This is a genomic window from Mesorhizobium sp. WSM1386 (genome assembly GCF_055901595.1).
Map to the genome: position 1 here is coordinate 2307323 of NZ_CM148373.1, position 23317 is coordinate 2330639.

The 23317-nt window shown below is 62.8% G+C and carries 26 protein-coding genes and 1 pseudogene; 6 read left to right on the plus strand and 21 right to left on the minus strand.

The window, feature by feature from the left end:
* Window positions 1–63 precede the first annotated feature (63 nt).
* Window positions 64–609 carry an adenine phosphoribosyltransferase gene (locus AC0NIH_RS11300; protein WP_013893474.1) on the plus strand — a complete coding sequence of 182 codons (546 nt, stop codon included), beginning with the start codon at window positions 64–66 and terminating at the stop codon, window positions 607–609.
* Between the two features lie 179 nt (window positions 610–788).
* On the opposite strand, the gene AC0NIH_RS11305 is transcribed toward AC0NIH_RS11300, so the two are convergent.
* From AC0NIH_RS11305 to AC0NIH_RS11355, 11 genes are all read right to left on the minus strand, one after another.
* On the minus strand, window positions 789–1259 hold the full coding sequence (locus tag AC0NIH_RS11305; protein WP_473467955.1) for a MaoC family dehydratase: 471 nt from the start codon (window positions 1257–1259) through the stop codon (window positions 789–791).
* A complete protein-coding gene (locus AC0NIH_RS11310; protein ID WP_286437967.1) occupies window positions 1256–1726 on the minus strand; it encodes a MaoC family dehydratase in 471 nt (156 codons plus the stop codon). The genes AC0NIH_RS11305 and AC0NIH_RS11310 overlap by 4 nt, the downstream gene beginning before the upstream one ends.
* Window positions 1727–1852: 126 nt before the next feature.
* Window positions 1853–2827, minus strand: coding sequence for a magnesium/cobalt transporter CorA (corA, locus tag AC0NIH_RS11315; RefSeq protein ID WP_013893477.1), 975 nt, complete (start codon window positions 2825–2827; stop codon window positions 1853–1855).
* 217 nt (window positions 2828–3044) lie between these two features.
* Window positions 3045–4148, minus strand: a complete 1104-nt coding sequence (ychF, locus tag AC0NIH_RS11320; protein ID WP_224687719.1) for a redox-regulated ATPase YchF — start codon at window positions 4146–4148, stop codon at window positions 3045–3047.
* Between the two features lie 157 nt (window positions 4149–4305).
* A complete protein-coding gene (locus AC0NIH_RS11325; RefSeq protein ID WP_473467958.1) occupies window positions 4306–4602 on the minus strand; it encodes a protease inhibitor I42 family protein in 297 nt (98 codons plus the stop codon).
* 68 nt (window positions 4603–4670) lie between these two features.
* Window positions 4671–6452 (minus strand): DUF8189 domain-containing protein, encoded by a 1782-nt coding sequence (locus AC0NIH_RS11330; protein WP_473467959.1) that lies wholly within the window; start codon window positions 6450–6452, stop codon window positions 4671–4673.
* Window positions 6453–6873: 421 nt separating this feature from the next.
* Window positions 6874–7632 carry an aminoacyl-tRNA hydrolase gene (pth, locus tag AC0NIH_RS11335; protein ID WP_023768834.1) on the minus strand — a complete coding sequence of 253 codons (759 nt, stop codon included), beginning with the start codon at window positions 7630–7632 and terminating at the stop codon, window positions 6874–6876.
* A 23-nt stretch (window positions 7633–7655) separates the two neighbouring features.
* Window positions 7656–8294, minus strand: a complete 639-nt coding sequence (locus AC0NIH_RS11340) for a 50S ribosomal protein L25/general stress protein Ctc (RefSeq protein WP_023768833.1) — start codon at window positions 8292–8294, stop codon at window positions 7656–7658.
* Between the two features lie 354 nt (window positions 8295–8648).
* On the minus strand, window positions 8649–9608 hold the full coding sequence (locus AC0NIH_RS11345) for a hypothetical protein (protein ID WP_473467962.1): 960 nt from the start codon (window positions 9606–9608) through the stop codon (window positions 8649–8651).
* Entirely contained in the window at window positions 9605–10636 is a 1032-nt protein-coding gene (locus AC0NIH_RS11350; protein ID WP_473467964.1) for a glycosyltransferase, read from the minus strand. Before AC0NIH_RS11350 ends, AC0NIH_RS11345 begins: the two co-directional genes overlap by 4 nt.
* 135 nt (window positions 10637–10771) lie before the next feature.
* Window positions 10772–11197 carry a MarR family winged helix-turn-helix transcriptional regulator gene (locus AC0NIH_RS11355; RefSeq protein ID WP_473467966.1) on the minus strand — a complete coding sequence of 142 codons (426 nt, stop codon included), beginning with the start codon at window positions 11195–11197 and terminating at the stop codon, window positions 10772–10774.
* 148 nt (window positions 11198–11345) lie between these two features.
* On the opposite strand from AC0NIH_RS11355, the gene AC0NIH_RS11360 reads away from it, so the two are divergent.
* A complete protein-coding gene (locus tag AC0NIH_RS11360; protein ID WP_023779601.1) occupies window positions 11346–12203 on the plus strand; it encodes an alpha/beta fold hydrolase in 858 nt (285 codons plus the stop codon).
* Window positions 12204–12273: 70 nt separating this feature from the next.
* On the opposite strand, the gene AC0NIH_RS11365 is transcribed toward AC0NIH_RS11360, so the two are convergent.
* A complete protein-coding gene (locus AC0NIH_RS11365; protein WP_031250357.1) occupies window positions 12274–13509 on the minus strand; it encodes an MFS transporter in 1236 nt (411 codons plus the stop codon).
* A gap of 150 nt (window positions 13510–13659) precedes the next feature.
* On the opposite strand from AC0NIH_RS11365, the gene AC0NIH_RS11370 reads away from it, so the two are divergent.
* Window positions 13660–14544 carry an AraC family transcriptional regulator gene (locus AC0NIH_RS11370; protein ID WP_473467969.1) on the plus strand — a complete coding sequence of 295 codons (885 nt, stop codon included), beginning with the start codon at window positions 13660–13662 and terminating at the stop codon, window positions 14542–14544.
* A gap of 12 nt (window positions 14545–14556) precedes the next feature.
* Here the strand turns inward: AC0NIH_RS11370 and AC0NIH_RS11375 are convergent, their stop codons facing one another.
* From AC0NIH_RS11375 to AC0NIH_RS11405, 7 genes and pseudogenes are all read right to left on the minus strand, one after another.
* Window positions 14557–15492 (minus strand): ribose-phosphate pyrophosphokinase, encoded by a 936-nt coding sequence (locus tag AC0NIH_RS11375; RefSeq protein ID WP_023768826.1) that lies wholly within the window; start codon window positions 15490–15492, stop codon window positions 14557–14559.
* 156 nt (window positions 15493–15648) lie between these two features.
* Entirely contained in the window at window positions 15649–16281 is a 633-nt protein-coding gene (locus AC0NIH_RS11380) for a hypothetical protein (RefSeq protein WP_473467972.1), read from the minus strand.
* A gap of 43 nt (window positions 16282–16324) precedes the next feature.
* On the minus strand, window positions 16325–17476 hold the full coding sequence (locus AC0NIH_RS11385) for a M24 family metallopeptidase (protein WP_023768824.1): 1152 nt from the start codon (window positions 17474–17476) through the stop codon (window positions 16325–16327).
* Window positions 17476–18270 carry a peptidoglycan editing factor PgeF gene (gene pgeF / locus AC0NIH_RS11390; RefSeq protein WP_224687707.1) on the minus strand — a complete coding sequence of 265 codons (795 nt, stop codon included), beginning with the start codon at window positions 18268–18270 and terminating at the stop codon, window positions 17476–17478. Before pgeF ends, AC0NIH_RS11385 begins: the two co-directional genes overlap by 1 nt.
* 103 nt (window positions 18271–18373) lie before the next feature.
* On the minus strand, window positions 18374–19462 hold the full coding sequence (locus AC0NIH_RS11395) for a class I SAM-dependent methyltransferase (protein ID WP_473467975.1): 1089 nt from the start codon (window positions 19460–19462) through the stop codon (window positions 18374–18376).
* A gap of 59 nt (window positions 19463–19521) precedes the next feature.
* Window positions 19522–19707: pseudogene (locus tag AC0NIH_RS11400) on the minus strand (prolipoprotein diacylglyceryl transferase family protein); the annotation flags it as partial.
* A 136-nt stretch (window positions 19708–19843) separates the two neighbouring features.
* On the minus strand, window positions 19844–20083 hold the full coding sequence (locus tag AC0NIH_RS11405; RefSeq protein ID WP_473467977.1) for a BrnA antitoxin family protein: 240 nt from the start codon (window positions 20081–20083) through the stop codon (window positions 19844–19846).
* 216 nt (window positions 20084–20299) lie between these two features.
* Here AC0NIH_RS11405 and AC0NIH_RS11410 point away from each other — a divergent pair, with 216 nt between their 5' ends.
* From AC0NIH_RS11410 to AC0NIH_RS11420, 3 genes are all read left to right on the plus strand, one after another.
* Window positions 20300–20608, plus strand: a complete 309-nt coding sequence (locus AC0NIH_RS11410) for an accessory factor UbiK family protein (protein ID WP_473468019.1) — start codon at window positions 20300–20302, stop codon at window positions 20606–20608.
* Window positions 20609–20943: 335 nt separating this feature from the next.
* Window positions 20944–21444: a type III secretion system chaperone family protein gene (locus tag AC0NIH_RS11415; RefSeq protein WP_013893499.1), complete on the plus strand. Its 501-nt coding sequence runs from the start codon at window positions 20944–20946 to the stop codon at window positions 21442–21444.
* Between the two features lie 11 nt (window positions 21445–21455).
* Entirely contained in the window at window positions 21456–21815 is a 360-nt protein-coding gene (locus AC0NIH_RS11420; RefSeq protein ID WP_473467980.1) for a tRNA-binding protein, read from the plus strand.
* Here the strand turns inward: AC0NIH_RS11420 and AC0NIH_RS11425 are convergent.
* Together AC0NIH_RS11425 and AC0NIH_RS11430 are read right to left on the minus strand one after the other, a co-directional pair.
* Window positions 21812–22210 carry a GFA family protein gene (locus AC0NIH_RS11425; RefSeq protein WP_031258638.1) on the minus strand — a complete coding sequence of 133 codons (399 nt, stop codon included), beginning with the start codon at window positions 22208–22210 and terminating at the stop codon, window positions 21812–21814. The two genes, AC0NIH_RS11420 and AC0NIH_RS11425, sit on opposite strands and share 4 nt — an antisense overlap.
* A 144-nt stretch (window positions 22211–22354) precedes the next feature.
* A complete protein-coding gene (locus tag AC0NIH_RS11430; RefSeq protein WP_473467983.1) occupies window positions 22355–23275 on the minus strand; it encodes a hypothetical protein in 921 nt (306 codons plus the stop codon).
* Window positions 23276–23317: the final 42 nt, after the last annotated feature.

Consider the following 23317-nt stretch of genomic DNA (forward strand, 5'->3'; position numbering starts at 1 on the left):
GGGTTACGATCGGACCCTGCCGCCTTTCACGCGTGTCAGTTGGATCATCCGGAGAGCCGTCTCATGAAACCCTCGCTCGAAGACACGCTGCTGGCGTCGATCCGCACCATCCCGGACTATCCCAAGCCCGGCATCCTGTTTCGCGACATCACGACGCTGCTTGGCAATGCGCGCGCTTTCCGCCGCGCCATCGACGAGCTGGTGCATCCCTATGCCGGTCAGAAGATCGACAAGATCGCCGGCATCGAGGCGCGCGGCTTCATCCTTGGCGGCGCCGTCGCCCACCAGCTCTCAGCTGGCTTCGTGCCGATCCGCAAGAAGGGCAAGCTGCCTTACGAGACCGTGCGCGTCGCCTACAGCCTGGAATACGGGCTCGACGAAATGGAGATGCACAAGGACGGCGTTGCCCCTGGGGAGAAGGTGATCCTCGTCGACGACCTGATCGCCACCGGCGGCACGGCGGAGGCGGCGGTCAAGCTCTTGCGCCAGATCGGCGCCGACATCCTCGCCGCCTGCTTCGTCATCGACCTGCCGGACCTCGGCGGGCGCGCCAAGCTGGAAGCGCTCGGTGTGCCGGTACGGACGCTGATCGGGTTCGAGGGGCATTGAGGGAACAGTTCTTCCTTCTCCCCTTCTTGTGGGAGAAGGTGGATCGGCGCGCAGCGCCGAGACGGTTGAGGGGTGGGTGACGGAGTGCCGTCGGCGCCAAGCTGGAACACCCCTCATCCGACCGAGCTTCGCTCGGCCACCTTCTCCCGCAAGGGGAGAAGGAAGAGCGCCCAGCGCCACTACTCCATCTTCACCAGCACGGCGCTCTCGAACTCCAGCACCTTGTCGCCGGCCGAGGCGAAGGCCTCGCAGCGCAGCGTCAGCAGGCGCCAGCCGGGGCGCGAGGCGATCGGGCGGTGGGAAAGGGCGGTGCGCGTGAAGGTGACGGTCTCGCCGGCGTAGACTGGCTTCAGCCATTTCAGGTTCTTGAAGCCGGGCGAGGGGCCGAATTCGGGGACCAGGCCGAGGCCGCTCCAGGCAGCGCCCTCGGTGTCCATGCCGGCTTCGAGATTGAGTTTCATCCAGGTGGCGGCCGTATGCCAGCCGGACGCGCAGAGGCCGCCGAGCACGCTCTTCCTGGCGGCTTCCTCGTCGATATGGAAGATCTGCGGGTCGTATTTGCGGGCGAAGGCCTTGATCGCCTCGGGCTCGAATGTGTGCGAGCCCAGCGTCACGGTGGCACCGATGCGGAAGAATTCGTCCAGGGTCATGCCAGGCTCCCCGCGGCCTCACGCGTGAGGAACATGACCGAATTCTCAAGCTCGAAAACGTTTTCGCCGCGCTGGTTGAACAGTTCGCTGCGCATGGTGACGAAGCCCAGTTGCGGCTTCGATTTCGACAGGCGCTTGGCGACAACCACGAGGCTGCCGGTGAGCTGGTCGCCGGCCAGGACCGGCTTCTTCCATTTGACCTGGTCCACGCCGGGCGCGCCCTGGCAGGTGGAGTCCAGCAGGAAGGCATCGCACAGCATGCGCATGAACATGGCGCAGGTGTGCCAGCCCGAGGCCGCCAGCCCGCCAAGGATGCTGGCCTTGCCGGCCTCCTCGTCGAGATGCATCGGCTGGGCGTCGAACTCCCGCGCGAATTCGATGATCTCGGCGGCACTTACCAGCTTGGTGCCGAGGTCGAGCGAGGTGCCCTCGACGAAGTCCTCATAGGCCCAGGTTTTTGCAGTCATGGTCTGAAATCCGGCTCAGGAATCCGCGATCCGCAGGGATCGGGCATCCCGGATGCAGGCAGGGCGCGGTTTGGTCAAGTTATTTCTGGTGCGCCAGCAACAGGCAGTCCGCCCGTGGCGACCCGATCAAAGCCAGCCACGGCGGCGGAAATACCAGAAGGGCAGGATCGCCGACAGGATCATCAGGCCGATGGCGAAGGGATAGCCAAGCTGCCATTTCAGCTCGGGAATGACGTCGAAATTCATGCCGTAGATGGAGGCGACCAGCGTTGGCGGCAGGAAGATGACAGCGGCGACCGAGAAGATCTTGATGATGGCGTTCTGCTCGATCGAGATCATGCCGAGCGTGGCGTCGAGCAGGAAGGAGATCTTCTGCGACAGGAAGGTGGCGTGGTCGGCAAGCGACAGCACGTCGCGCGACAAGGTCTTGATGCGGGCGCGGATATCCTTGCTCATCCTGGTCTGGGTGGCGACATGGGCGAGGAAACCGGCGAGGCGCTGCAGCGAGATCAGGCTGTCGCGCACGGAGGAGGCGATGTCCTCCTTGCGGCCGATGGCTTTCAGCAGCTCCTGGAAGTCGCGGTTGCGCTTCGACGCCTTGGTCGAGGTCGCCTGGAAGATGTCACGCGAGATCACTTCCACGTCACGGCCGGCGCGCTCGAGAATGTCGGCAAGGCGATCGACGATCGCTTCCAGCAGGCCGATCAGGATGGTGTCGCCGCTGGTGCATCCGGTCGCCGCCTTCTCGGCGCGCAGCGGAAAGGTCTTGAACGCCTTCGGTTCGTGGTAGCGCACCGTGATCAGCCTGTTGCCGGCGAGCGCGAACGTGACCGGTGACATCAGGGGATCGTCGACCTCGGTCTGGGCGGGCAAGGTGGCGGTCATGAAGTAGGCGCCGTCCTCGATGTAGAGGCGGCTGGAAATCTCGATCTCCTCCATCTCCTCGCGGGTCGGGATGGCGATGCCGAGCCAGCTTTCGATGGTGGCCTCTTCCTCCTTGGTCGGATTGACGAGATCGGCCCAGACCACCTTGTCGCCATTGGCCTGGAGGTCGTCGGTGAGGCGCAGGCGATCATTGTCGACGACGAAGGCCTTGATCATCGCCAGATCTCCCCTGCTGGATCAAAGGGCGGTTGGATTGATGTCGGATTGCACGGCTCTTCGTCGCACGCCGAGCGTGTGCCCGCCGCTTAGACCCGTGCCATGAAAAAATCAAGACAAGTGGCCATTGGACGGGATGGCACCAGAGCTCGGAGATACGCCGATAGTGCATCGCCGCAGGATGGCGACGATGCTTGGGATGCCTAGCGTGCGAGCATCACGTGTTGAACTTGAACAGCATGATGTCGCCGTCCTGGACGACATATTCCTTGCCTTCATCGCGTGCCTTGCCGGCTTCCTTGGCCGCTACTTCGCCGCCCAGCGTGACGAAGTCGTTGTAGGCGATGGTCTGGGCGCGGATGAAGCCGCGTTCGAAATCGGTGTGGATGACGCCGGCGGCCTGCGGGGCCTTGTCGCCCTTGTGGATGGTCCAGGCGCGCGTCTCCTTGGGCCCGACGGTGAAATAGGTGATGAGGTGCAACAGCTCGTAGCCGGCGCGGATGACCTTGTTCAGGCCGGGCTCGTCGAGGCCGAGCGAGGACAGGAACTCCATCTCCTCTTCGTCCGAGAGCTGGGCGACTTCGGCCTCGATCGCGGCCGAGATCACCACGGTGCCGGCGCCCTGGGCGGTCGCCATCTTTTCCACGGCCCTGGTGTGTTCGTTGCCGGTGGCGGCATCGGCCTCGGCGACGTTGCAGACATAGAGCACGGGATGCGAGGTCAACAGGTTCAGTCCCTGCAGGATGCGCAGGTCCTCGGCCGAAATGCCCTTGAGCAGGATGCGGGTCGGCTTGCCGGCCTGCAGCAGTTCGAGCGCTGCCTCCATCATCGGCAGCACGGCCGTCGCTTCCTTGTCCTTGGTCGAAGCGCGCTTGCGGAATTGCACGATACGGCGCTCGAGGCTGTCGAGGTCGGCAAGCATCAACTCGGTTTCGACCGTCTCGGCATCGGCGACGGGGTCGATGCGGCCCTCGACATGGGTGATGTCGTCATCCTCGAAGCAGCGCAGCACGTGCACGATGGCATCGACCTCGCGGATGTTGGCGAGGAACTGGTTGCCCAGCCCTTCGCCCTTCGAGGCGCCGCGCACCAGGCCAGCGATGTCGACGAAGGAGATGCGGGTCGGGATGATCTCCTTCGACTTGCCGATCGCGGCGATCTTGCCCAGCCGCGGATCGGGCACCGCCACCTCGCCGGTGTTCGGTTCGATGGTGCAGAAGGGATAGTTGGCGGCCTGCGCCGCCGCCGTTCTGGTCAACGCGTTGAAGAGCGTGGACTTGCCGACGTTGGGCAAGCCAACGATGCCGCATTTGAAACCCATTTTTGTCCGGTCCTATCGGGAATTCGAAATTTGATGAGGGCTATGGGCGATAGGGGGGAGGAACGTCAAGCCCCGCGGTCGCACGGGCAGGGCCGCGAAAGGCCGCATCCCAGGGCGATCGACGGTTTTGAGCAGTTCGAGCCGCGTTTTTAGGACGCTACTTCACGTCGATGGTGACCGGCTGAACGGCGCGAACAGTGTCTTCCCACGGCCGCTTCAGTTCAAAGCGAAGCTGGATATGTCCAGGCTTGCCGCAGGAAACCGTGAAACGCTGCAAGGTTGTGCCGCCTATCCCCGTGTCATCGGGCTTGCTCTCAATCTGGGTGATGGTGCAGCCCTCCGGCGCCGGCGGAACCGACCAGACGACGCCCGCGCCAGGCGTCGCCGGCAATTCCACGACAATCCGCTCGCCGATTGCGGGTTGGAAATTCATGGTCGCTCGTTCGTTCGCCATCGCTTCTTCCTTTGTGGCGACGGGCGGCGCGCCGATGCGCGCCGCCTTCGGATCCCATCACCGTGTCGTCAGTTCCAGCCGTTGCTGGGAGCCGTCTGCCAACGATGATATAGGGCGAGATCCGTGCCGCGCACGAAGACTTCCATACGGCCGTCCTTGTTGTTGACGATCGCCGTGTCGCCGACGATGCCGCCACCCAGCGATGCCCAGCCGCTCCAGCCATTGCTCGGCGCGGTCTGCCAGATGTGCCAGCAGGCCCCGTCAGTGCCACGGGCGAAGATTTCCATGCGCCCGTCGGCATTGTGGCCGAGCGCCGGCGCGCTGGTGATGATGCCGCCCAGCGATGCCCAGCCGCTCCAGCCATTGTTGGGCGCGGTCTGCCAGATGTGCCAGAGCGCATTGTCGGTGCCGCGCCCGAACACTTCGAGGCGGCCATCCTTGTTCTGGCCAACGGCAAGGTCGCTGGTCAAAATGCCACCCAGCGAGGCCCATGAACTCCAGCCATTGTTGGGGGCTGTCTGCCAGAGATGCACCACTGCCCCGTTGTTGGCACGAGCGAAGACCTCGATGCGGCCGTCCTTGTTGTTGGAAGCTACCGGATTGCCCGATATCTGGACGCCAAGCGAAGCCCAGCCGCTCCAGCCCCGTTGCGGGCCGCCCTGCCAGATGTGCCAGAGGCCGCCGTCATTGCCCCTGGCGAAGACTTCTACCCGTCCGTCGACATTGCGCACCGCACTGGGGTCGCTGGTGATGCCGCCGCCGAGCGAAGCCCAGCCGCTCCAGCCGCTGCTGGGGGCGGTCTGCCAGATGTGCCACAGGGCGCCATCGGCTCCCCTGGCGAACGCCTCAAGCCGGCCGTCGGCATTGCTGATGACGGCCGGGGTGCTGGTGATGATGCCGCCCAGCGATGCCCAGCCGCCCCAGCCATTGTTGGGCGCGGTCTGCCAGATGTGCCAGAGCGCGTTGTCGGTGCCGCGCGCGAAAACCTCGATGCGGCCATCTTTGTTGTTGCCGGCGACGGCTTCGGTGGTGAGCTTGCCGCCCATCGGCTGCCAGCCGGACGATGGCAGGATGATGCCGGTTGCGCCGTACATCGGGTACAACTGGCCGTCATATTTGAAGTCGTCATAGCTGATCTTGCCAAAGCCGCCAATGCCCCAGGTCGTGTCCCACGAGTTCTTGACGATCCAGCATTGCTCCGCCTCGGAATAGCCGATGACGAGAACGCAGTGGCCGCCGGCGACATCGCCGGTGACGTGGTGGTAGATGCCGCCGGAATAGTTGAAGAAGTCATTGTAGACGGTGAAGCAGCCGGCGACCGGACCGACGCTGCTGAGATGGTTCTTGATTGCGTTCGCATCCACCAGCTTGTGCACGGCCGTCAGCTTGCTGATGCGCGCCGGACGGTTCGGCGCGGCGTGGCAGGCCGGGGGGCCGCTCCAGATATCGTTGTTGGGAAATGCCGACGGGTAGGGGAAGCCGGCTTCGTCGCAGACGCCGCGTCCCTTGATCTGGTCGAGGCACTGGTCGGGCCACCAGCCGCCGCAATTGGCGCCGTGCGATGAGCAGAAATGCGAGTCGGCTTCCGACAGGTCGAACCAGCGGCCGGTCTCGATATGCGACATCGCCTCGATAAGGCCGACCGAGCCAAACGAGACGCAGGAGCCACATCCGCCCTGGTTCTTGACCGGGGTAATATGATTGCCGTTCTTGTTGCGCCAGTCGACGGCGGGCGCAAAACCCGGCGCCGCGGCAAGCGACGGCGGCTGGTTGCGTGCCGCCGCGAGCAGGGCGATGGCTTCATCGCTGGGAATGGCGCCCAGCATCTGGAGGCGTTTTTTGGGGTCCATGAGCGAGATCGGGGTTTCGGCCGCCCGCCATCTGGCATTGTTGGTTGCCAGGGCGCTGCTCAGCGCAGAGAACGTCAAAGGAGTTCGGGCCATGAACAGTTCCCTCGTGTCGGTGAAAACGTGCGACTGCCCGGCAAAGCCGAAAGGCATGCGACAACCACACTTTGCATCCATGACCTTCGGCAGGGTCATGGTCTGTGAGGGATTTCACTATTGGATATGCTGACGGCGCATCGGCGGCCCAAGCCGCATCGGTCGGCAAGCTTGAGGCCGTGCTTGTTGCTTCCGCGGGGCAAATCCAGACAAATTCAGGCAGCTCTATGCAGGCGATCGCGTGGTCAGGGATGCATCAGCCGTGGCGGTCTGAAATTGTCAGCCGGCGTTCGTTCGCTCCGGGAATGATCGCCCGGCGGCAGCCGTCTCAGCCGTCGTTTTTGCCGAACAGCTTTTTCAGCATGGCGGCCATCGGGCCACTTTCCGGCAGCTTGGCCGGCGCCTGCTGCGGGCGCGCCTGGCGGATGTGGCTCTGGGCCTTAGGGCCCTGCACCTTGGGGGCCTTGGACGGCGGGCGGTCATCGTCGCCGGTCGGCACGAGCTTGTCGCGCAAGGCGAGCGTCACCCGGTTCATGAAGGAATTGTCGTCGCCCTTGGCCAGCAAGCCGGCATCGTCGGCTATGGTGTCGAGCAGAACGTCCAGCCATTCGCGGTCGGCCTTGGCGAAGTCGCCGAGGACATGGCCATGCACCATCTCCTTGACGCCGGGATGGCCGACGCCGATGCGAACACGGCGGAAGTTCTTGCCGACATGCTGGTCGAGCGAGCGGATGCCATTGTGGCCGCCGGAGCCGCCACCGACCTTGACCCGAACCTTGCCCGCTGCAAGGTCGATCTCGTCGTAGAAGACGGTGAGTGCCTCGGGGCCAAGCTTGTAGAAGCGCAGCAATTCGCCGACCGACTGGCCGGACAGGTTCATGAAGGTCTGCGGTTTGATCAGGATGATCTTTTCGCCGCCGAGTGTGCCCTCGGCGATCAGGCCCTGGAATTTCTTCGCCCAAGGCGAGAAGGAATGGCGGCGGGCGATTGCGTCCGCCGCCATGAACCCGACATTGTGCCGGTTGTCAGCGTATTTCGCGCCCGGATTGCCGAGGCCTGCAAAGACAAGCGCTGTCTTCTCTGGCATCGTCAGCTCCAGGCGTGAAAGAGTTACTTCTCTTCGGCGGCCGGAGCCGCTTCCGGTGCAACCTCGACCGTCTCTTCCGTCTCCGGCTTCATCGCCGACGAACCGGCAATGGTTGCGACGGTGAAGTCGCGGTCGGAGATCACCGGCTTGACGCCGGCCGGCAGCTTGACCGCCGAGATGTGGATCGAATCTCCGATGTTGGTGCCGGTGAGATCGATGGTGATGAACTCCGGGATCGCATTGGCCGGGCAGTGGAACTCGACTTCGTGACGCACGATGTTGAGCACGCCGCCGCGCTTGATGCCGGGCGACTTGTCCTCATTGATGAAGTGGACAGGCACGTCGACATTGACCTCGGTGTCCTTGCCGATGCGCAGGAAGTCGACATGGACAGGGAAATCCTTGACCGGGTCGAGCTGAAAGTCCTTCGGCAGGACCTGGATCTTCTTGCCGTCGACATCGATCGTGGCGATCGTGGTCAGGAACCCGCCGCCATGGATCTTGTAGTAGATGTCCTTGTAGGTGAGAGCGATCGCCAGGGGAGGCTGCTTGTCACCATAGATTACTGCAGGCACTTTACCGTTGCGGCGAACTGCACGGGCGGACCCCTTACCGACCTGTTCGCGCGCTTCGGCCTTGAGCTCGTAAGTATCGTGGCTCATGGCTTTTCCTTTCGCGTGTTATGGAGCGTTTGCGGCGGGCAATGTGCCCAAGCCGTAAACGTCGAAAGCCGCCAGTCCTGGATGTCCGAATGCCGGCAGCCGCTCACGCGGACCTTTGTTCGGGATCACAAGGGGAAGGCAGCCTTCCGCCGCGTTGCCTCCAAGGGTGTCTACGCGGGTGGCGGCTCTATAGCGGAAGGCGGGCAGGCGTGCAAGCCATGGCGGGGCAGTCGCCAGCCCGCCTGGTTCTGATCGCGGATCAACGCCTCACGCAGCGCTTGGATCTGCCGGATTAGCGCGCCAAGCTCAACCAGCGCCGTGCCCGAGCGCGCGGGCAACAGCCGATGGTAGGCACTACTGCCGCGACATGAGCTTAAGCCACTGGCGGCGGAGCTTCTGGGTCAAAGTGCGTTTGGGTCGTGCTCGGGAGGTGATCTGCACGCGCCAGTCCGGAATATTCCAGTCCGGAACATAATTGCCGGGTTCCGTGCTTGCTGCCCGAACCTTCAGCGCCAGCCATGTCATGTCGACAGGCGCGCATCCATTGGCCAGCAACCGGTTGGTGAGCATATGCTCATTGAGAATGGCCCGGGCCTTGCTCTCGAAAAACGGCAGCGTTTCAGGCGTAAGATCGAACCTGGAATGCCAGACAGTCCATTTGCTGCCCCCGTCGCCGGTGAGCCAACGCTGCAAAAACCGCTGACATCCTTGCGAGATCGGCGCGTCTTCACGGAAGGGCTGCCGGGGGTTCCCGCTGAAAATCGGGGTGTTCCTGCCGACGCTTACCAAAGATCCCAGGCTGCTGAGTTGTCGTGGGCGCATCAAGATGAACGAACTGCGGAGCCATGCCTGCGAAGCGATTCCGAAAATCGAGATAGCCTCGTCGTGAAAATCAATGCGGCCCAGCGCCCCTTGTAAGCCAAGCAGCGACCGTAACGAACCGCGATCAATCAACTTGAGATGGTCAGGTGTGGATGCCGCGAAGGCCGAAGTGGCCAAGTGAACCAGATCGTAGTCATGAAGTTTGGCACCGATATGATTGATGCCACAGTCCCACGCCGAGAACTCCCAATCGACGTTCGACGCGCCGATCAGTTCGACCTCGCGGTCGAGATCGGAGCCATGACCGACCGGCAACGAATTGTCGATCACGAGCATGCGATGCGCGACGTCCGGCAACTGGTGGGCGAACATAGCTCGCAAGTCCTGCCATGCGGTCGGATACTTCTGGGTCCCGTGACGCACCAGAAGGGTCAAAACACGAAGCGGGGGAGCGTGCATGACGAATCCAGGCGCACCGTTTTCCAGCGTCAACGCCTTCTTCCCGTCAAGTGCGAACGGATCTTTTTCAATGTCTTCTCGAGGCGGGATGGCGGCTTCGGTCGAACTGTCGGTCTGGCGGCCTGGGCGGACGTTTGACGGCGGTCGGACCTCAACGGGTTGTGAAATGCTTCCATCTCCTTACGGACGGCGGCGAATATTGCCTCTCCCTCAGGGCCGCCGCGGGTCTCCCAGAGCTTCGCTCGGTCGGCAATGTCGTAGGTTGCCTCCAATTCCGAGCAGACGGCGGCAAATGCCGCGTCGCCATCCAGGCCGTCCTGCGCTTCCCATAGCTTTACCCGGTCCACTATATCGTAGACTGCCCGCAGCAACGCGGTGGCGACGACGTAGTCCGACCGCGACCTGGATTGGGCTAGCCAGTAAGCTATGCGCTTTTGCGCGAAAGTCTCTAAAGGGGTGCTGGCGTCGAAGAACGAGACCCGGTCTCGCTCGCTCGTATAGCGATTGGTTTTTTCGATCCATTGGTGCGCATCGCGATGCGACAAATTGTGGATGCACACGCCTCCATCATGCGGGACATCGTAGATCTCGCCCGTTATTCGTCCGACCTCCTCATGCAGCGTCGAAACGAATTCCGCCGCGCCGCGGCGAAAGGCGCGAATATTGTAGGATGGCCAGTAATACGCATCATGGTCGTGGCGTCCAATAATGTATTCACGCTTGGGGATGCGAAACACGCCAGCCGGGTGGGAGCCGGCATTTTCCCTGACCCAGCGAATGGCTTCGACGCTGAGGCATTCGTCGTGATCCAGATAAAGGATGAAGTCGTGCGAACATGCATCGTAGGCGACAAACCGCGTCTCGGTGGGCAATGGCGACCACGGTACGGAAATAACTTTATCGGCAAAGGCTGCCGCGACAGCCGCGGTGCCGTCAGTGGACGATTTGTCGACGACGATGAGCTCATCGACAAAGCGCAAAGAACGCAAGCAGGTCTTGAGAATTTCCCCGCTGTTGTAGGTTATGACGAAGCCACTTATCTTGGGGTTGTTGACGCCCATTTACCCCACCTTTTCTGCAGCATTGCACGTGCAATACCCTATAGCAGAATAGAAAGACTATAGGTCATTCCGCATGAATCGGCTGTTCCAATTTCGTTTCGTGCGAGCCTGAACACAGAAGACTAACCTGCGGGCCTATTCGCTGATCAACGCGTCACGCAGTGCCTGGATCTGCCGGTTCAGGGCGTCCAGCTCAGCCAGCGTCATGCCCGAGCGCTCGACCAGGGTCTCGTTCAGACAGTTGCACTGGACGAGCAGCGAGCGTCCGGCTGGTGTCAGGTCGACCTGGACCTGGCGCTCGTCGGCCCGGCTGCGCTGGCGGGTGACCAGCCCCGCCTGTTCCATGCGCTTCACCAACGGTGTGATGGTGCTCGATTCCAGAGCGAGCCGGTTGGCGATGATGCCGACCGACATGCCGTCGGCCTCTCCAAGCGCGTTGAGCACCAGATATTGCGGATAGGTGATCCCCATCTCGTCCAGCATCGGCTTGTAGGTGCGATTGATCGCCATCGAGGTGGCATAGAGCGTGAAGCAGAGCTGATTGTCCAACGGGAGAGGCACGACGCATTCCTTTGCCGATTAATCACGAGATGCATACCACGAAAAATGATATCGTGATACATATTTTTATAGACAAGGCCTTCGAGTTGCGTTAGCGGTATTGGTGTCGCGACATTGTTTATCGCAATATAATCAAAGGAGATTTGAGATGGCTTCGCAGACAAAGTCTGGCTCGGGCAGCGGCACGTTCACCACCAAGGACGGTACGCAGATCTACTACAAGGACTGGGGAACCGGTCAGCCCATCGTCTTCCATCACGGCTGGCCGTTGAGCAGCGATGATTGGGACGCCCAGATGCTGTTCTTCCTGGCGCAGGGCTACCGCGTCATCGCCCATGACCGGCGTGGTCACGGCCGTTCGACGCAGACCGATGTCGGCAACGAGATGGACACTTACGCCGCCGACGTCGCGGCACTTGTCGCGCATCTCGACCTCAAGGACGCCATCCATGTCGGTCATTCGACCGGGGGCGGCGAAGTGGCGCGTTATGTGGCGCAGTACGGTGCCGGCGGGCGCGTCGCCAAGGCGGTGCTGATCGGCGCGGTGCCGCCGATCATGCTCAAGACATCAGCCAATCCCGGCGGCCTGCCGATCGAGGTGTTCGACGGGTTCCGTGCCGCCCAGGCTGCCAACCGCGCCCAGTTCTTCCGCGATGTTCCGGCCGGCCCGTTCTACGGCTTCAACCGTCCGGGTGCAGAGGTGTCGCAGGGCGTCATCGACAATTGGTGGCGCCAGGGCATGATGGGCGGCACCAAGGCGCATTACGATTGCATCAAGGCCTTCTCGGAAACCGACTTCACCGAGGACCTGAAGGCAATCGACGTGCCGGTGCTGGTCATGCATGGCGACGACGATCAGATCGTGCCCATCGCCGACTCGGCGCTGCTGTCGATCAAGTTGCTCAGGAAGGGCGAGCTCAAGGTCTACAAGGGTTTTCCGCATGGCATGGCGACAACCCACGCGGACGTCATCAACGCCGACCTGCTGGCGTTCTTCAAGGCATAAGGCCGTTCGGAACGAAAAAAGCACCCGCCGTCTGGTGGGTGCTTTTCCTTGTGTGGATTTCCGGTCTGATCTAGGCGGCCGCCTGTGCCTTCCTGGCTTCCTTCATGTTGGGCAGGAACACGGTCAGCAATCCAAGAAACGGCAGATACGAACAGATCTGGAAGACGAAATCGATGCCCTTCATGTCGGCGACGACGCCGAGCACGGCAGCCGCGATGCCGCCCATGCCGAAAGCGAAGCCGAAGAAGATGCCGGCGATCATGCCGACGCGGCCGGGCACAAGTTCCTGGGCGAAGACGACGATGTTGGAGAAGGCCGAGGACAGGATCAGCCCGATCAGCACCGTCAGAACCATCGTCCATTCCAGATTGGCGTAAGGGAGCGCCAGCGTGAACGGCAGCACGCCGACGATCGAGAACCAGATCATCGCCTTTTGCCCATAGCGGTCGCCGAACGGGCCGCCGAGCAGGATGCCGAGCGCCGAGGCGCCGAGGAACAGGAACAGCATGACCTGCGACATCTGCACCGAAACGCCGAACTTATGGATGGAATAGAAGGTATAGTAGCTGGCGAGGCTGGCGATGTAGGCGTTCTTGCTCAGCACCAGCAGCGTCAGCACGATCAATGCATTCATCACCTTGCGGCGCGGGAAGGGCGAGACGAAGCTTGCCGCCTTGCGATTGCCTTGCGCGGCGCGCAGGCGGCTGTACCAGCCGCCGACCTGCCACAGGATGACAATGCCGATCAGCGAGCCGACGGCGAACCAGGAGATGCTGGTCTGGCCGAAGGGCACGACGATGAAGGCGGCCAGCAAGGGGCCCATCGACTGGCCGAAATTGCCGCCGACCTGGAACAGCGATTGCGCCAGGCCGAACCGGCCGCCGGAAGCGAAGCGGGCGATGCGCGAGGATTCCGGGTGGAAGATGGCCGAACCGATGCCGATCAGCGAGGCGCCGATCAGGAGCAGGTAGTAATGCCCGGCATAGGCCAGCACGACCAGGCCGATCAGCGACGAGGCCATGCCGTAGGGCAGAGAATAGGGCATCGGCCGCTTGTCGGTGACCATGCCGATGATCGGCTGCAGCAGGGATGCCGTCACCTGGAAGGTGAAGGTCAACAGGCCGATCTGCCAGAAATCGAGGCCGTAGTTCTCTTTCAGAAGCGGATAGATGGCCGATAGCAGCGACTGCATGATGTCGTTGATGCAGTGGCACAGGCTCACCGCCAGGATGACGGTGAAGGCCGTCGCCTGGGCTGAAGCGGCGGTCGCGGGGGAAGCGACGCTGGTGGCTGTCGTATCGGTCAAGATAGGCTCCGTGGTCTTTTTGGCGGGCACGCCCGCGGGCAATCTGGCGGACGCTCTGCGGCCACCCTAGGGACGGTTGCCTTATAAGCTGCTTGCCGCGCGACTTCTTTCGTGGTTTGGTCCAATAGTTTCGCGAGTGGGCCAGAGAAGATGTCGCATGGCAGGGAAATCTTTCGCGCCGGCAATACCGACCTCGGCAAATTGCACGAAAGCCGCTGGCAGTGGCTGGAGCAGGTGGCCGGGCCGGCGGTGGCGTTGCCGACCGAATATCCCGACGGCTACCGCGTGCCCCAGCACCGCCACAGCCGCAGCCAGTTGCTGCATGCGCTGGTCGGCGTCGTGCTGGTGACGACGCGGCACGGGCGCTGGATGGTGCCGCCCGACCATGCGATGTGGATTCCGGCCGGCACCGAGCATTCCGTCGAAATGCTTGGCGATGTCTCGATGCGCTCGGTCTATGTCATGCCAGGCGCGATCGCCGGACTGCCCGAAGGGTTGCGCGTCGTCGGCGTCACCGACCTGATGCACAGCCTGATCGTGGAATCGGAAAAACTGCCGCAGGGCGGTGAGTTGGAAGGGCGCGGCGGGTTGATCATGAACCTGCTGCTGCACGAAATCCCGACCTTGCCGGAGCGGCCGCTTGGGCTGCCGTTCCCGTCCGATCCGAGGCTGGCGGCGCTCTGCCGGCGCTTCGTCGCCGCGCCATCGCCGCACGCGACGATCGACGAGTGGGCCGATGCCGCAGGCATGAGCCGCCGCTCCTTCACCCGCGCCTTCCAGCGCCAGACCGGCTTGTCGCTGTCGACATGGCGCCAGCAGGCCTGCCTGTTCGCCGCGCTGCCGAGGCTCGCCGATGGCGAGCCGATCACCAGGGTGGCGCTCGACCTGGGCTATGACAGCGTGCCGGCCTTCATCACCATGTTCAAGCGGATGCTCGGCACCTCGCCGCGCGGCTATATGCGCGGCGCACGCGAAAGCGTCGAGGTCGCTCGTCGCCTGGTCGGCCCGGTTCGGCTGGAAAGCCCCGCGCCGTAGCGGCAGCTGTCTCTAGTCGAACAGGCTCGACACCGATTCCTCGGTCGCGGTACGCGAGATGGCTTCGCCCATCAGGTCGGCGATCGAGATGACGCGGATGTTGGGCGCGTCGAGCACGGCCTGCGTCGGCTGGATGGAATCGGTGATCACCAGTTCCTGCAGCTTCGAGCCGCTGATGCGGGCTACCGCTCCGCCCGACAGCACGCCATGAGTGATGTAGGCGGTGACGCTGGTGGCGCCGTTGGCCAGCAGCGCGTCGGCGGCATTGCACAGCGTGCCGCCGGAATCGACGATGTCGTCGATCAGCAGGCAGTCCTTGCCGGCGACCGCGCCGATGATGTTCATGACTTCCGATTCGCCCGGGCGCTCACGGCGCTTGTCGACGATGGCGAGCTGGGCGTCGAAGCGCTTGGCCAGCGCGCGGGCCCGCACCACGCCGCCAATGTCTGGCGACACCACCACGACATTGCCGAGCTGCTTGTATTTCGCCTTCACATCGCGGGCCATCACCGGAACCGAAAACAGGTTGTCGGTCGGAATGTCGAAGAAGCCCTGAATCTGGCCGGCATGCAGGTCGAGGGTCAAGACGCGGTCGACGCCGGCGCGGGTGATCATGTTGGCGACCAGCTTGGCCGAGATCGGCGTGCGGCCGGAGGCGCGCCGGTCCTGCCTGGCGTAGCCGAAATAGGGGATGACCGCCGTGATGCGTTTTGCCGACGAACGCATGAAGGCATCGATCATGATGAGCAGTTCCATCAGGTGATCGTTGGTCGGGAACGAGGTCGACTGCAGGATGAAGACATCCTCGCCACGCACGTTTTCCTGGATTTCGACGAAGATTTCCTGGTCGGCGAAGCGCCTGACCGTGGCCTTGCCCAGCGGGATGTTGAGATAGCGGGCGACCGCTTCGGCCAGCACCCTGTTGGAATTGCCCGCGAAGAGTTTCATGCACCGTTCCTGGTGGAGGATGGAGAACCCGGACAGACTCTCCTGCACCTTTTAACCGGGCTTTTAGCGGCCCGCGCCGGTATTGCAAGCGCCGAGATGGGGAATCCGCCGGCTAAGCCTAGGAAAACTTCACGCTCATCACTGGCGGGCAACACCTCAGCCGGCCTTGCCGCCGAGAAACGCCGTGAACTGGTCGATCGTCTGGTCGGCGATCGCCTGCATGGTGGCCGGCGCCACCGCTTTCCAGGCGTCGGCGCTGCCGCCGGAATTGACCGAAGGCGCTTTCATCTGGCCATTGATGCGGTGCAGCCGGTTGCCGGTCGGGTCGTAGACATCCCAGACATAGATGACGGTGGTGTCCTTGCCTTCGGAGATCGCCGAGAAATAGCCCTTGAGCACATGGGTTGCGGTCTGATCCTGGCTGCCGGCCAGCGTGATGCCACGCTGCTTGGCCCGCGTCTGCAGTTCGGCCGTCAGCGGCGTGGCGGCTTCCACCGAAGCGCCGACGATCGGCGCGATCTGCAGGCGGGTCTTCGACAGGATGGCAGCGCTTTGAGCCGACGTGAGCGGCGCGGCAGCGGTTGCGCCGGCCGTGGTGGTCGCAGAAGCGCCGGCGGTGGTGGTGGCCGTCGATGACAGCGGGGGAACAGTGGCCGCGCCTTGCGCTCCCGGCGCCGAGGCCGCCGGCGGGGTGATGGCGGAAGGTTCGAGAACGTCCTTTGCGTTGGTGCAGGCGGCAAGAGCCAATGCCACAAGCAATGACACGGTCGTCACATGCGATCGTCTCATTTGCCTTCTAACTCCTTGGCGAAGAACGCCTCCCATTATGGATTCACTGTACGATCAAGTCGAGATCATGGCGGGACAGCGGCTTCGGCTGGGATTCGGTGGTCAGATAGGTGCGGCCAAGCGTCATTGCCGTCTCCGCCTCTGAATCCATGATGATCATGTGGGCGAACAGCGTCATGTTCGGCGCGATCGGCTCGGGGTTGCCCTGGTAGAACATCGGCATGTCCATCCAGGACGGGGTGAAGCGGGCACCGACGGAGTAGCCGCAGGCGTTCAGCCGATGCTTGGTCAGGCCATGCGCTTCCATGGTGCGGGCGTGGGCATCGAACACGTCACCGAAACTGTTGCCCGGCGTCATTGCCTTTTCGACGGCAAGAAGGGCCGCGCGCGCCGCGTCGAACAGTTCCTGATGGCGCTTCGAGACCTTGCCGGTCAGCACCGTGCGCATCATCGGCGCATGGTAATGATGAAAGACGCCGGCCCATTCCAGCGTCAGCTGGTCGTTCTTGGTTAGCTTGCGGCGGCCGGCCTTGTAGCGGCAGAGCAGCGCGTCGATGCCGGAGCCGATGATAAACTCGTTGGCCGGATAATCGCCGCCGCCGGCAAAGATCGCACCCTGCATGGCGGCCAGGATCAGGGCTTCGTCGCCGCCCTGCTTGATCAGCGGCAAGGCCGCGTCCAGGGCGTCGTCGGAGAGGTTGGCGGCCTTCTCGGCCTTGGCGACCTCGGCCGGGCTCTTGAACAGGCGCAGCCGGCCGACGATGCCGGATGCATCGGCGATCTGGCCGAAGGTCTGCAATTGCTCGTCGAGCCGCCGGCCATTGAAGGCGGTCAGGCCGTGGGTGTCGTATTCGACGCCGATGCGGGCGCCGAGCAGGTCGAGATCGTTGAGCAGATTGCGCAGGTCGACCGCCGGATTGGCGCCGTCGCGGTCGGTCCACAGCACGATGTTGTCGATGATGGAGGTCTGGCGTGCCTGGCGCAGGTCGGCCGAGCGGGTCAAAAGCACCATCGAGCCGTCGGCCTTCACCACCAGGCACTGGAAGAAACAGAAGCCAAACGTGTCGTAGCCGGTGAGCCAGTACATGCTTTCCTGCGCGAACAGCAGCATGGCGTCGAGCTTCTTTTCGGCCATCTCGATCATCAGCCGGTCGCGCCGCGCGTCAAATTCCGATCGTTCAAAATGCAGCGCCATTATTCCTTCTCCAAAACGATGGCCGAAACCTGCCGGCCGTAATCGGGCTCCTTGCGGTGCGTGGTGCGCCGGTAGGAGTAGAACAGATCTTCCTCGGCATAGGTGCAGCGGCCGAGGCCCTCAGCCTTTACGCCGGCCCTGGCCAGCCGGTCGACCGTATAGCGGTTGAGATCGAACATGGCATGGCCGGCATGTGCCGAAGGCGCGAAATAGCCGGTGTTTTCCGCATCGGCCTCGACGAAGCGAGCGACGAATTCCGGTCCGACCTCGTAGTTTTCGGGGCCGATCGAGGGGCCGAGCACGGCTATGATGTTTTCGCGCCGGGCGCCGAGGCCTTCCATGGCGGTGATGGTATTTTCGAGCACGCCTGTGAAAGCGCCTTTCCAGCCGGCATGCGCCGCGCCGATGACGCGCGCTTCCATATCGGCGAAGAGTACTGGGCCGCAATCGGCGGTCGAGGCGCCGATGGCGATACCCGGCCGGTCGGTGACGATGGCGTCGGCCTTGGGCCGTTCGCCGGCAAAGGGTTCCCTGGCGACAATGACGTCGGGCGAATGGACCTGCCAGGCGGTCAACAGATGGTTCGGCGGCACACCCATCCAGGCGGCGACACGGCGGCGGTTCTCGGCCACCAGCGCCTGGTCGTCATCCGACCCGGTGCCGATGTTGAGGCCCTGGTAGATGCCGGTCGAGACGCCGCCTATGCGGGTGAAATAGCCATGGCGGATGCCCTGTGCCTGCGCCTTGTCCAGCAGCGGCGACCGAACGGGATCCGGTTTGGTCTGATTCAGCATGCGGGCGTTGTTGTCCGTGTGGGCGGTTTCGTCAAGAAAAAGCAGCCGGCGGTTCCACCGCTCTTTTGCCGGACGCGAGATTGGGAGGGGTAACGGTGAAAAGTCAATCCGCCGTGGCAAAGGGGCGAACGGCCACGCCACGCGGGACGATGGCAAGCACCTTGAACAGATCGCCCATCGCCTTCGGGCCGGCGAGGCGTTCGACATCGCTGGCAATCTTGTCGCGCGCCGCCTGGCCGGCATCGGCGCCAAGCCGGCCGGCGCGCTCGAGAATGCCCATGCCGAGCAGGAAATCGCCCTGTCTCGACAGATAGGCGTCGAGGCCATGTGCGCGCACGATTGCGGCAAGGGCGGCGAAATCGACATGGGAGGTGAGGTCGGCTTCGCCGGGATTGGCCAGCACATCTTCGTGATTGTGCTTGCGCAGGGCCTGCAGCGTGTCGCCGACACCCGGCCGCAAATGGCCATAGTCAAGGAACAGTCCGGCGCCGCCATGACTGGATATGCGCTCGGCAATGGCTGCCATCAGGGCGGAGCGGGCCGGTGCCACTTCGGCGATCGCACCTTGTGGTGCCTCGCCGGCGTCGGCGGGGAGCAGCGTCGGGTCGACCGAGCCGGCGCCGGCGAAGAAGCAAAGTTCGTCCTTGTCGTCGAGACCGACCATGCGCTCGCGCCAGCTGGCGCCGGCCCGGACGAACTGGCGGATGGGCACGGCGTCGAACAATTCGTTGCCGACGATCAGCAGAGGCTGCCGCGGCAGCGTGTCGATTGTTTCGTGCCAGCCAACCGCGAAGGGCGTCGCGCCAAGCGTCTGTTTCTGGATCTCGGCCAGGCGCGGGCTGGTCTCGATCATGGCGAAGGCTGCGCTGTTGGCCAGGTCAGGTTCGAGCCGTGACAAGGTGCGCAGCATGTCCTTCATCAGCGTGCCACGGCCAGGACCGATCTCGGCGACGGTGACCGGTATCGGCCGGCCGATCGCAGCCCAGGCCTGGTAGAGCCAGACGGCGACGAGTTCGCCGAACATCTGGCTGATCTCCGGCGCGGTGATGAAGTCGCCGGCGACGCCGAAGGGCTCGCGCGTCGTGTAGTAGCCGTCCGTGGGGTCGAACAGGCACAGCGCCATGTATTCGTTGATGGGGATCGGGCCCGTCGCCTCGATCAGGTCGACGATGCGGGTCTTCAGCCGCGTCATGTCGCCTGCGGCTCTGCTTGCGTCACCGGCTTGGCGGTTGCCATCGCCCAGATGCCGGCCAGGATGCCGTCGGGCCACAGCCTCGCATTGGCGGCGAGCCGCTTGGCATACCACCAGGCGAACAGAATACCGACGATGTAGCCGACGCCGTACCAGTGCACCGCCAGCGGCCCGATCTGGATGAGGATCGGGTTGATGTTGGGAAACGGCAGCGAGGCCAGCGGCAGCAGGAAATATTCGTTCAACGGGGAGCTCTCGGTTGCGAACGCGTTGGGCGCGGACCATGCGGCAGGGTTTTGGCAGGGTCAAGGCAAGGTGGTCGGCGTCAAAGGTCGGATCGGATCACCGTTGCAGGCCCATCGCGCCGCGCAGGCGGTGCGCTCAATCCCGAAGCTTGGCGGCCACCAACTGCCGCAACGCGTCGTTGATCCTGTCCTGCCAGCCGGGCCCATCTTCCTGGAAATGATCGAGTACGGCCCGGTCGATCCGGATCGAAACCAGCTCGCGGACATTCGGCGCGGCCGAAGCTTCGCGAATTGGCGGTGCCGGCTTCTTCACCGGTTTGAAGGCAGCTTCGGCGGCTGCCATCGGATTTGTCGGTCGGCGCGGGGGCGTTGCCATTGGTTGACCCTGACTGAGATGTGCTTGACGCGGTAGGAGATGAGAACACAATAGGCGATCTGGAGCCCTCAAGTACAGCTTTTGCGCCGCCTGAGAGCTTCTTACAAGCATGGCACTGCCATGCGCCATAGCAACGCAGAGGCCGCACCAGCCCTCAACCTTCTTGCATTCGGCGCGCCGCGCCACTACGTCAATTTCAGCAACCGAGGATTTGCCATGTCGACCGGACCGAACCGCATTCTCGATGAATTCGCCAAGTTGATGACCGATGCCGCGGGTGCCGCGCAAGGCGTTCGGCGCGAGGTCGAGACCGCCTTCAAGGGGCAGGCCGAGCGTATCCTCAACACGATGGACGTGGTGCAGCGCGAGGAATTCGAGGCCACGCGCGAGATGGCCGCCAAGGCCCGGGACGAGAATGCCCGGCTTGCCGCCCGTATTGAATCGCTCGAAGCCAGGCTCGCCGAACTGGCCGGTGATGCCGCACCGGCGGCGGCGGCAAAGCCTCGCGCAAAAAATAATCGTTAAACTTTTCCACATAGTGCGAGTCTGAAAAGCGCTTTGCCGTGAATCGCTTAACGGCATTGCATGAATCTTTGTGACAGCGCCTTTCCACATGCGAATGCCGCAGTGCGAAAAATTGGGCTGTTCACGCGACTCCCGATCAATAGACTGAATTTGTTGCATGATTCGGAGCAGGGTCATGCGGCCGGGCGGTGGGGTCCGGTCTGGGGTCTTTGCGTCGAGAAGCAGTCTTTCGCGCGAAGAAAGTCCTGGCCGTCCGAGTTCTAGATCAGATTGTTCGTTGTGTGCCCTCCCGCGGAGCGTGTGGCGGCGCTCCTCAGAACGACAGGAAGCATTCCATGGAACTTCTCGAACTCGAATTCTCCCGCGAAATCCATCCGGTGGATGTTATCGAGCAGGTGGCCCACAACAACGACTGGTCCTTCGAACGGGCCGGCGATGATGAAATCTCGATCTCGGTTGCCGGCAGCTGGACCGATTATCACGTGTCCTTCTCCTGGATGGAGGATTTCGAGGCGCTGCATCTGGCCTGCGCCTTCGACATCAAGGTGCCGGAGACCCGCGCGCTGGAAGTGATGCGGCTGTTGTCGCTGATCAACGAGCAGATGCTGTTCGGCCATTTCGATCTCTGGGAGCAGGAAGGCGCGATCATGTTCCGCCAGTCGCTGCTTTTGGCCGGCGGGGTCGAACCGTCGAGCCAGCAGGTCGAGGTGCTCTTGTCCTCGGCGCTGGAAGCTTGCGAATGCTACTTCCAGGCGTTCCAGTTCGTCGTCTGGTCGGGAACCTCGGCCAAGGATGCGCTGGCCGGCGTATTGTTCGAGACCTATGGCAACGCCTGAGCGGTACGCGAATGAGTGCAAGCAAAGAGCGCAAACCTGAGATCAGTTTTGCCGATTTCGATCGTGTCGACATCCGCGCCGGCACGATCGTCGAGGCCGAACCGTTTCCGGAAGCGCGCAAGCCGGCCTTCAAGCTGAAGATCGATTTCGGCCCCGACATCGGCATCAAGAAGTCGTCGGCGCAGATCACCAAATACTATACGCCGGAAACGCTTGTAGGCCGGCAGGTGTTCGCGGTGGTCAATTTCCCGCCGCGCCAGATCGGGCCGTTCATGTCGGAAGTGCTGACGCTGGGTTTTCCCGACGAGGAGGGCGCCGTGGTGCTCGGCGCCATCGAGCGCAAGGTGCCGGACGGCGGCCGGCTGTTCTAGTCTTTCGTATAGTCAGGCCCAAAACGGGTCGGCAGGTTGTCGGCGAGCTTCAACCAAGGGAGCTTCTCCTCAAAAGCCACATGCAGCGTAGGTGCAAATTTTTCTGGCTCCTCCATCGCTGCCGTAAAAAAATGCATGACATCAGACATGTTCTTTGAGCGGAAGGACAACGGCGAGCCACAGTGATCACAAAATGTTCTTTCCACACCGGGAGAAGAGTTGAATACCTTCGGTAGCTTACCCAGCCATCGCCATTGGCCGTTCAAGACGCCAATATAGGTGGTCATCGGCGCAGAACATTGCCGCCGACAACTTTCACAATGACAGACCACGCAGGCCCGTGCCGGGCCATCGACTTCGAAAGCAATAGCGCCACATAAGCAATGACCACGCATGCAAGTTCTCCTTGGCTCAACAAGGACAGCTTCATGCCTGGGCGTGAGGAAGGCGCCACGAAATGCGCCGAGCTGGTGCCCAATTCCGACATTCGGCGCTAGCGATTGTCCTCGCGTTCGCGAGGCGTTGCCTCTGCTCTGGGATTAGCGAGCAGGCTGGGGCCGGAACGCGCCGAGAATGGTTCCGACCGTTGCGGCTGAGAGCACGAGATGCAGGAGGTCGAACGGCCATGCCAGGCCGAAATGCATCAGCATGAGGTTCAAGAAGGAGGGCGCCGCGGCATCCGCAGGAATCAGGACCAAGGCTGCGGCCAGGATCAGCCCATATTTGAGTATGGCGACTGTCGCGAGAACGATGAACATAATGGCGACGAAACGCAGATGATTGCCATCGAGTGCACGCCAGCATCCGATTGGATCAAACGATCCCGTCCAGAGAAAATCGCCGACGAACAGATATGTCCAGGCTAGCACGATACCGCCAACGAAGACGTTGAAGACTCCTATCGCCGACGCCCAAGGCGCGACATCCTCGGGGCTGAGCGGTAGGTCACGTGTGGCCATCAGGCCGGCAACGAGCAGTCCGTGCTCACTGGCGACGGCAAAGCCGCAAAGGAGCTGGACGACAGCGAGCAGCAACGCAGCCACAAGAATCCGCTGACCGAACTCAAGGCGCATGCCCGGGATCGCAAAGTGTTTGACGCTCTCAATGCCGCGCCGAACAACGACACGGCCGGGCTCGGGCGCGTTCGCCATGCGATCCAGAACGAACGCAAAGACCATTCCCGAGAACGGCGCGGCAACAATGGCGGAAAGCCAAGTCCTGGGGTCAAAGCCTCGCGATAGAAGCCAGGTGGGCGCCTGTCTCGGATCGGCAAAGAGAACAAAAGCAAGCACAATCAGACAGAGCGTCGTCAGGAAGCAGGGTAACCAGGCGGCCACGAAAAGTGGCCAGGCGTTCGCACGGCAATAGCCGAACACTCTCGCGACGGTCTTGCCGATGCGCAACAGGCGGCGCTTCGGCGTTACGGCAGGCAACTCGTCCAGCGTTGAAATCGGCGCCAATCCCCCACACGCGCACAATAATGCACCGCACGGAACGGTTGC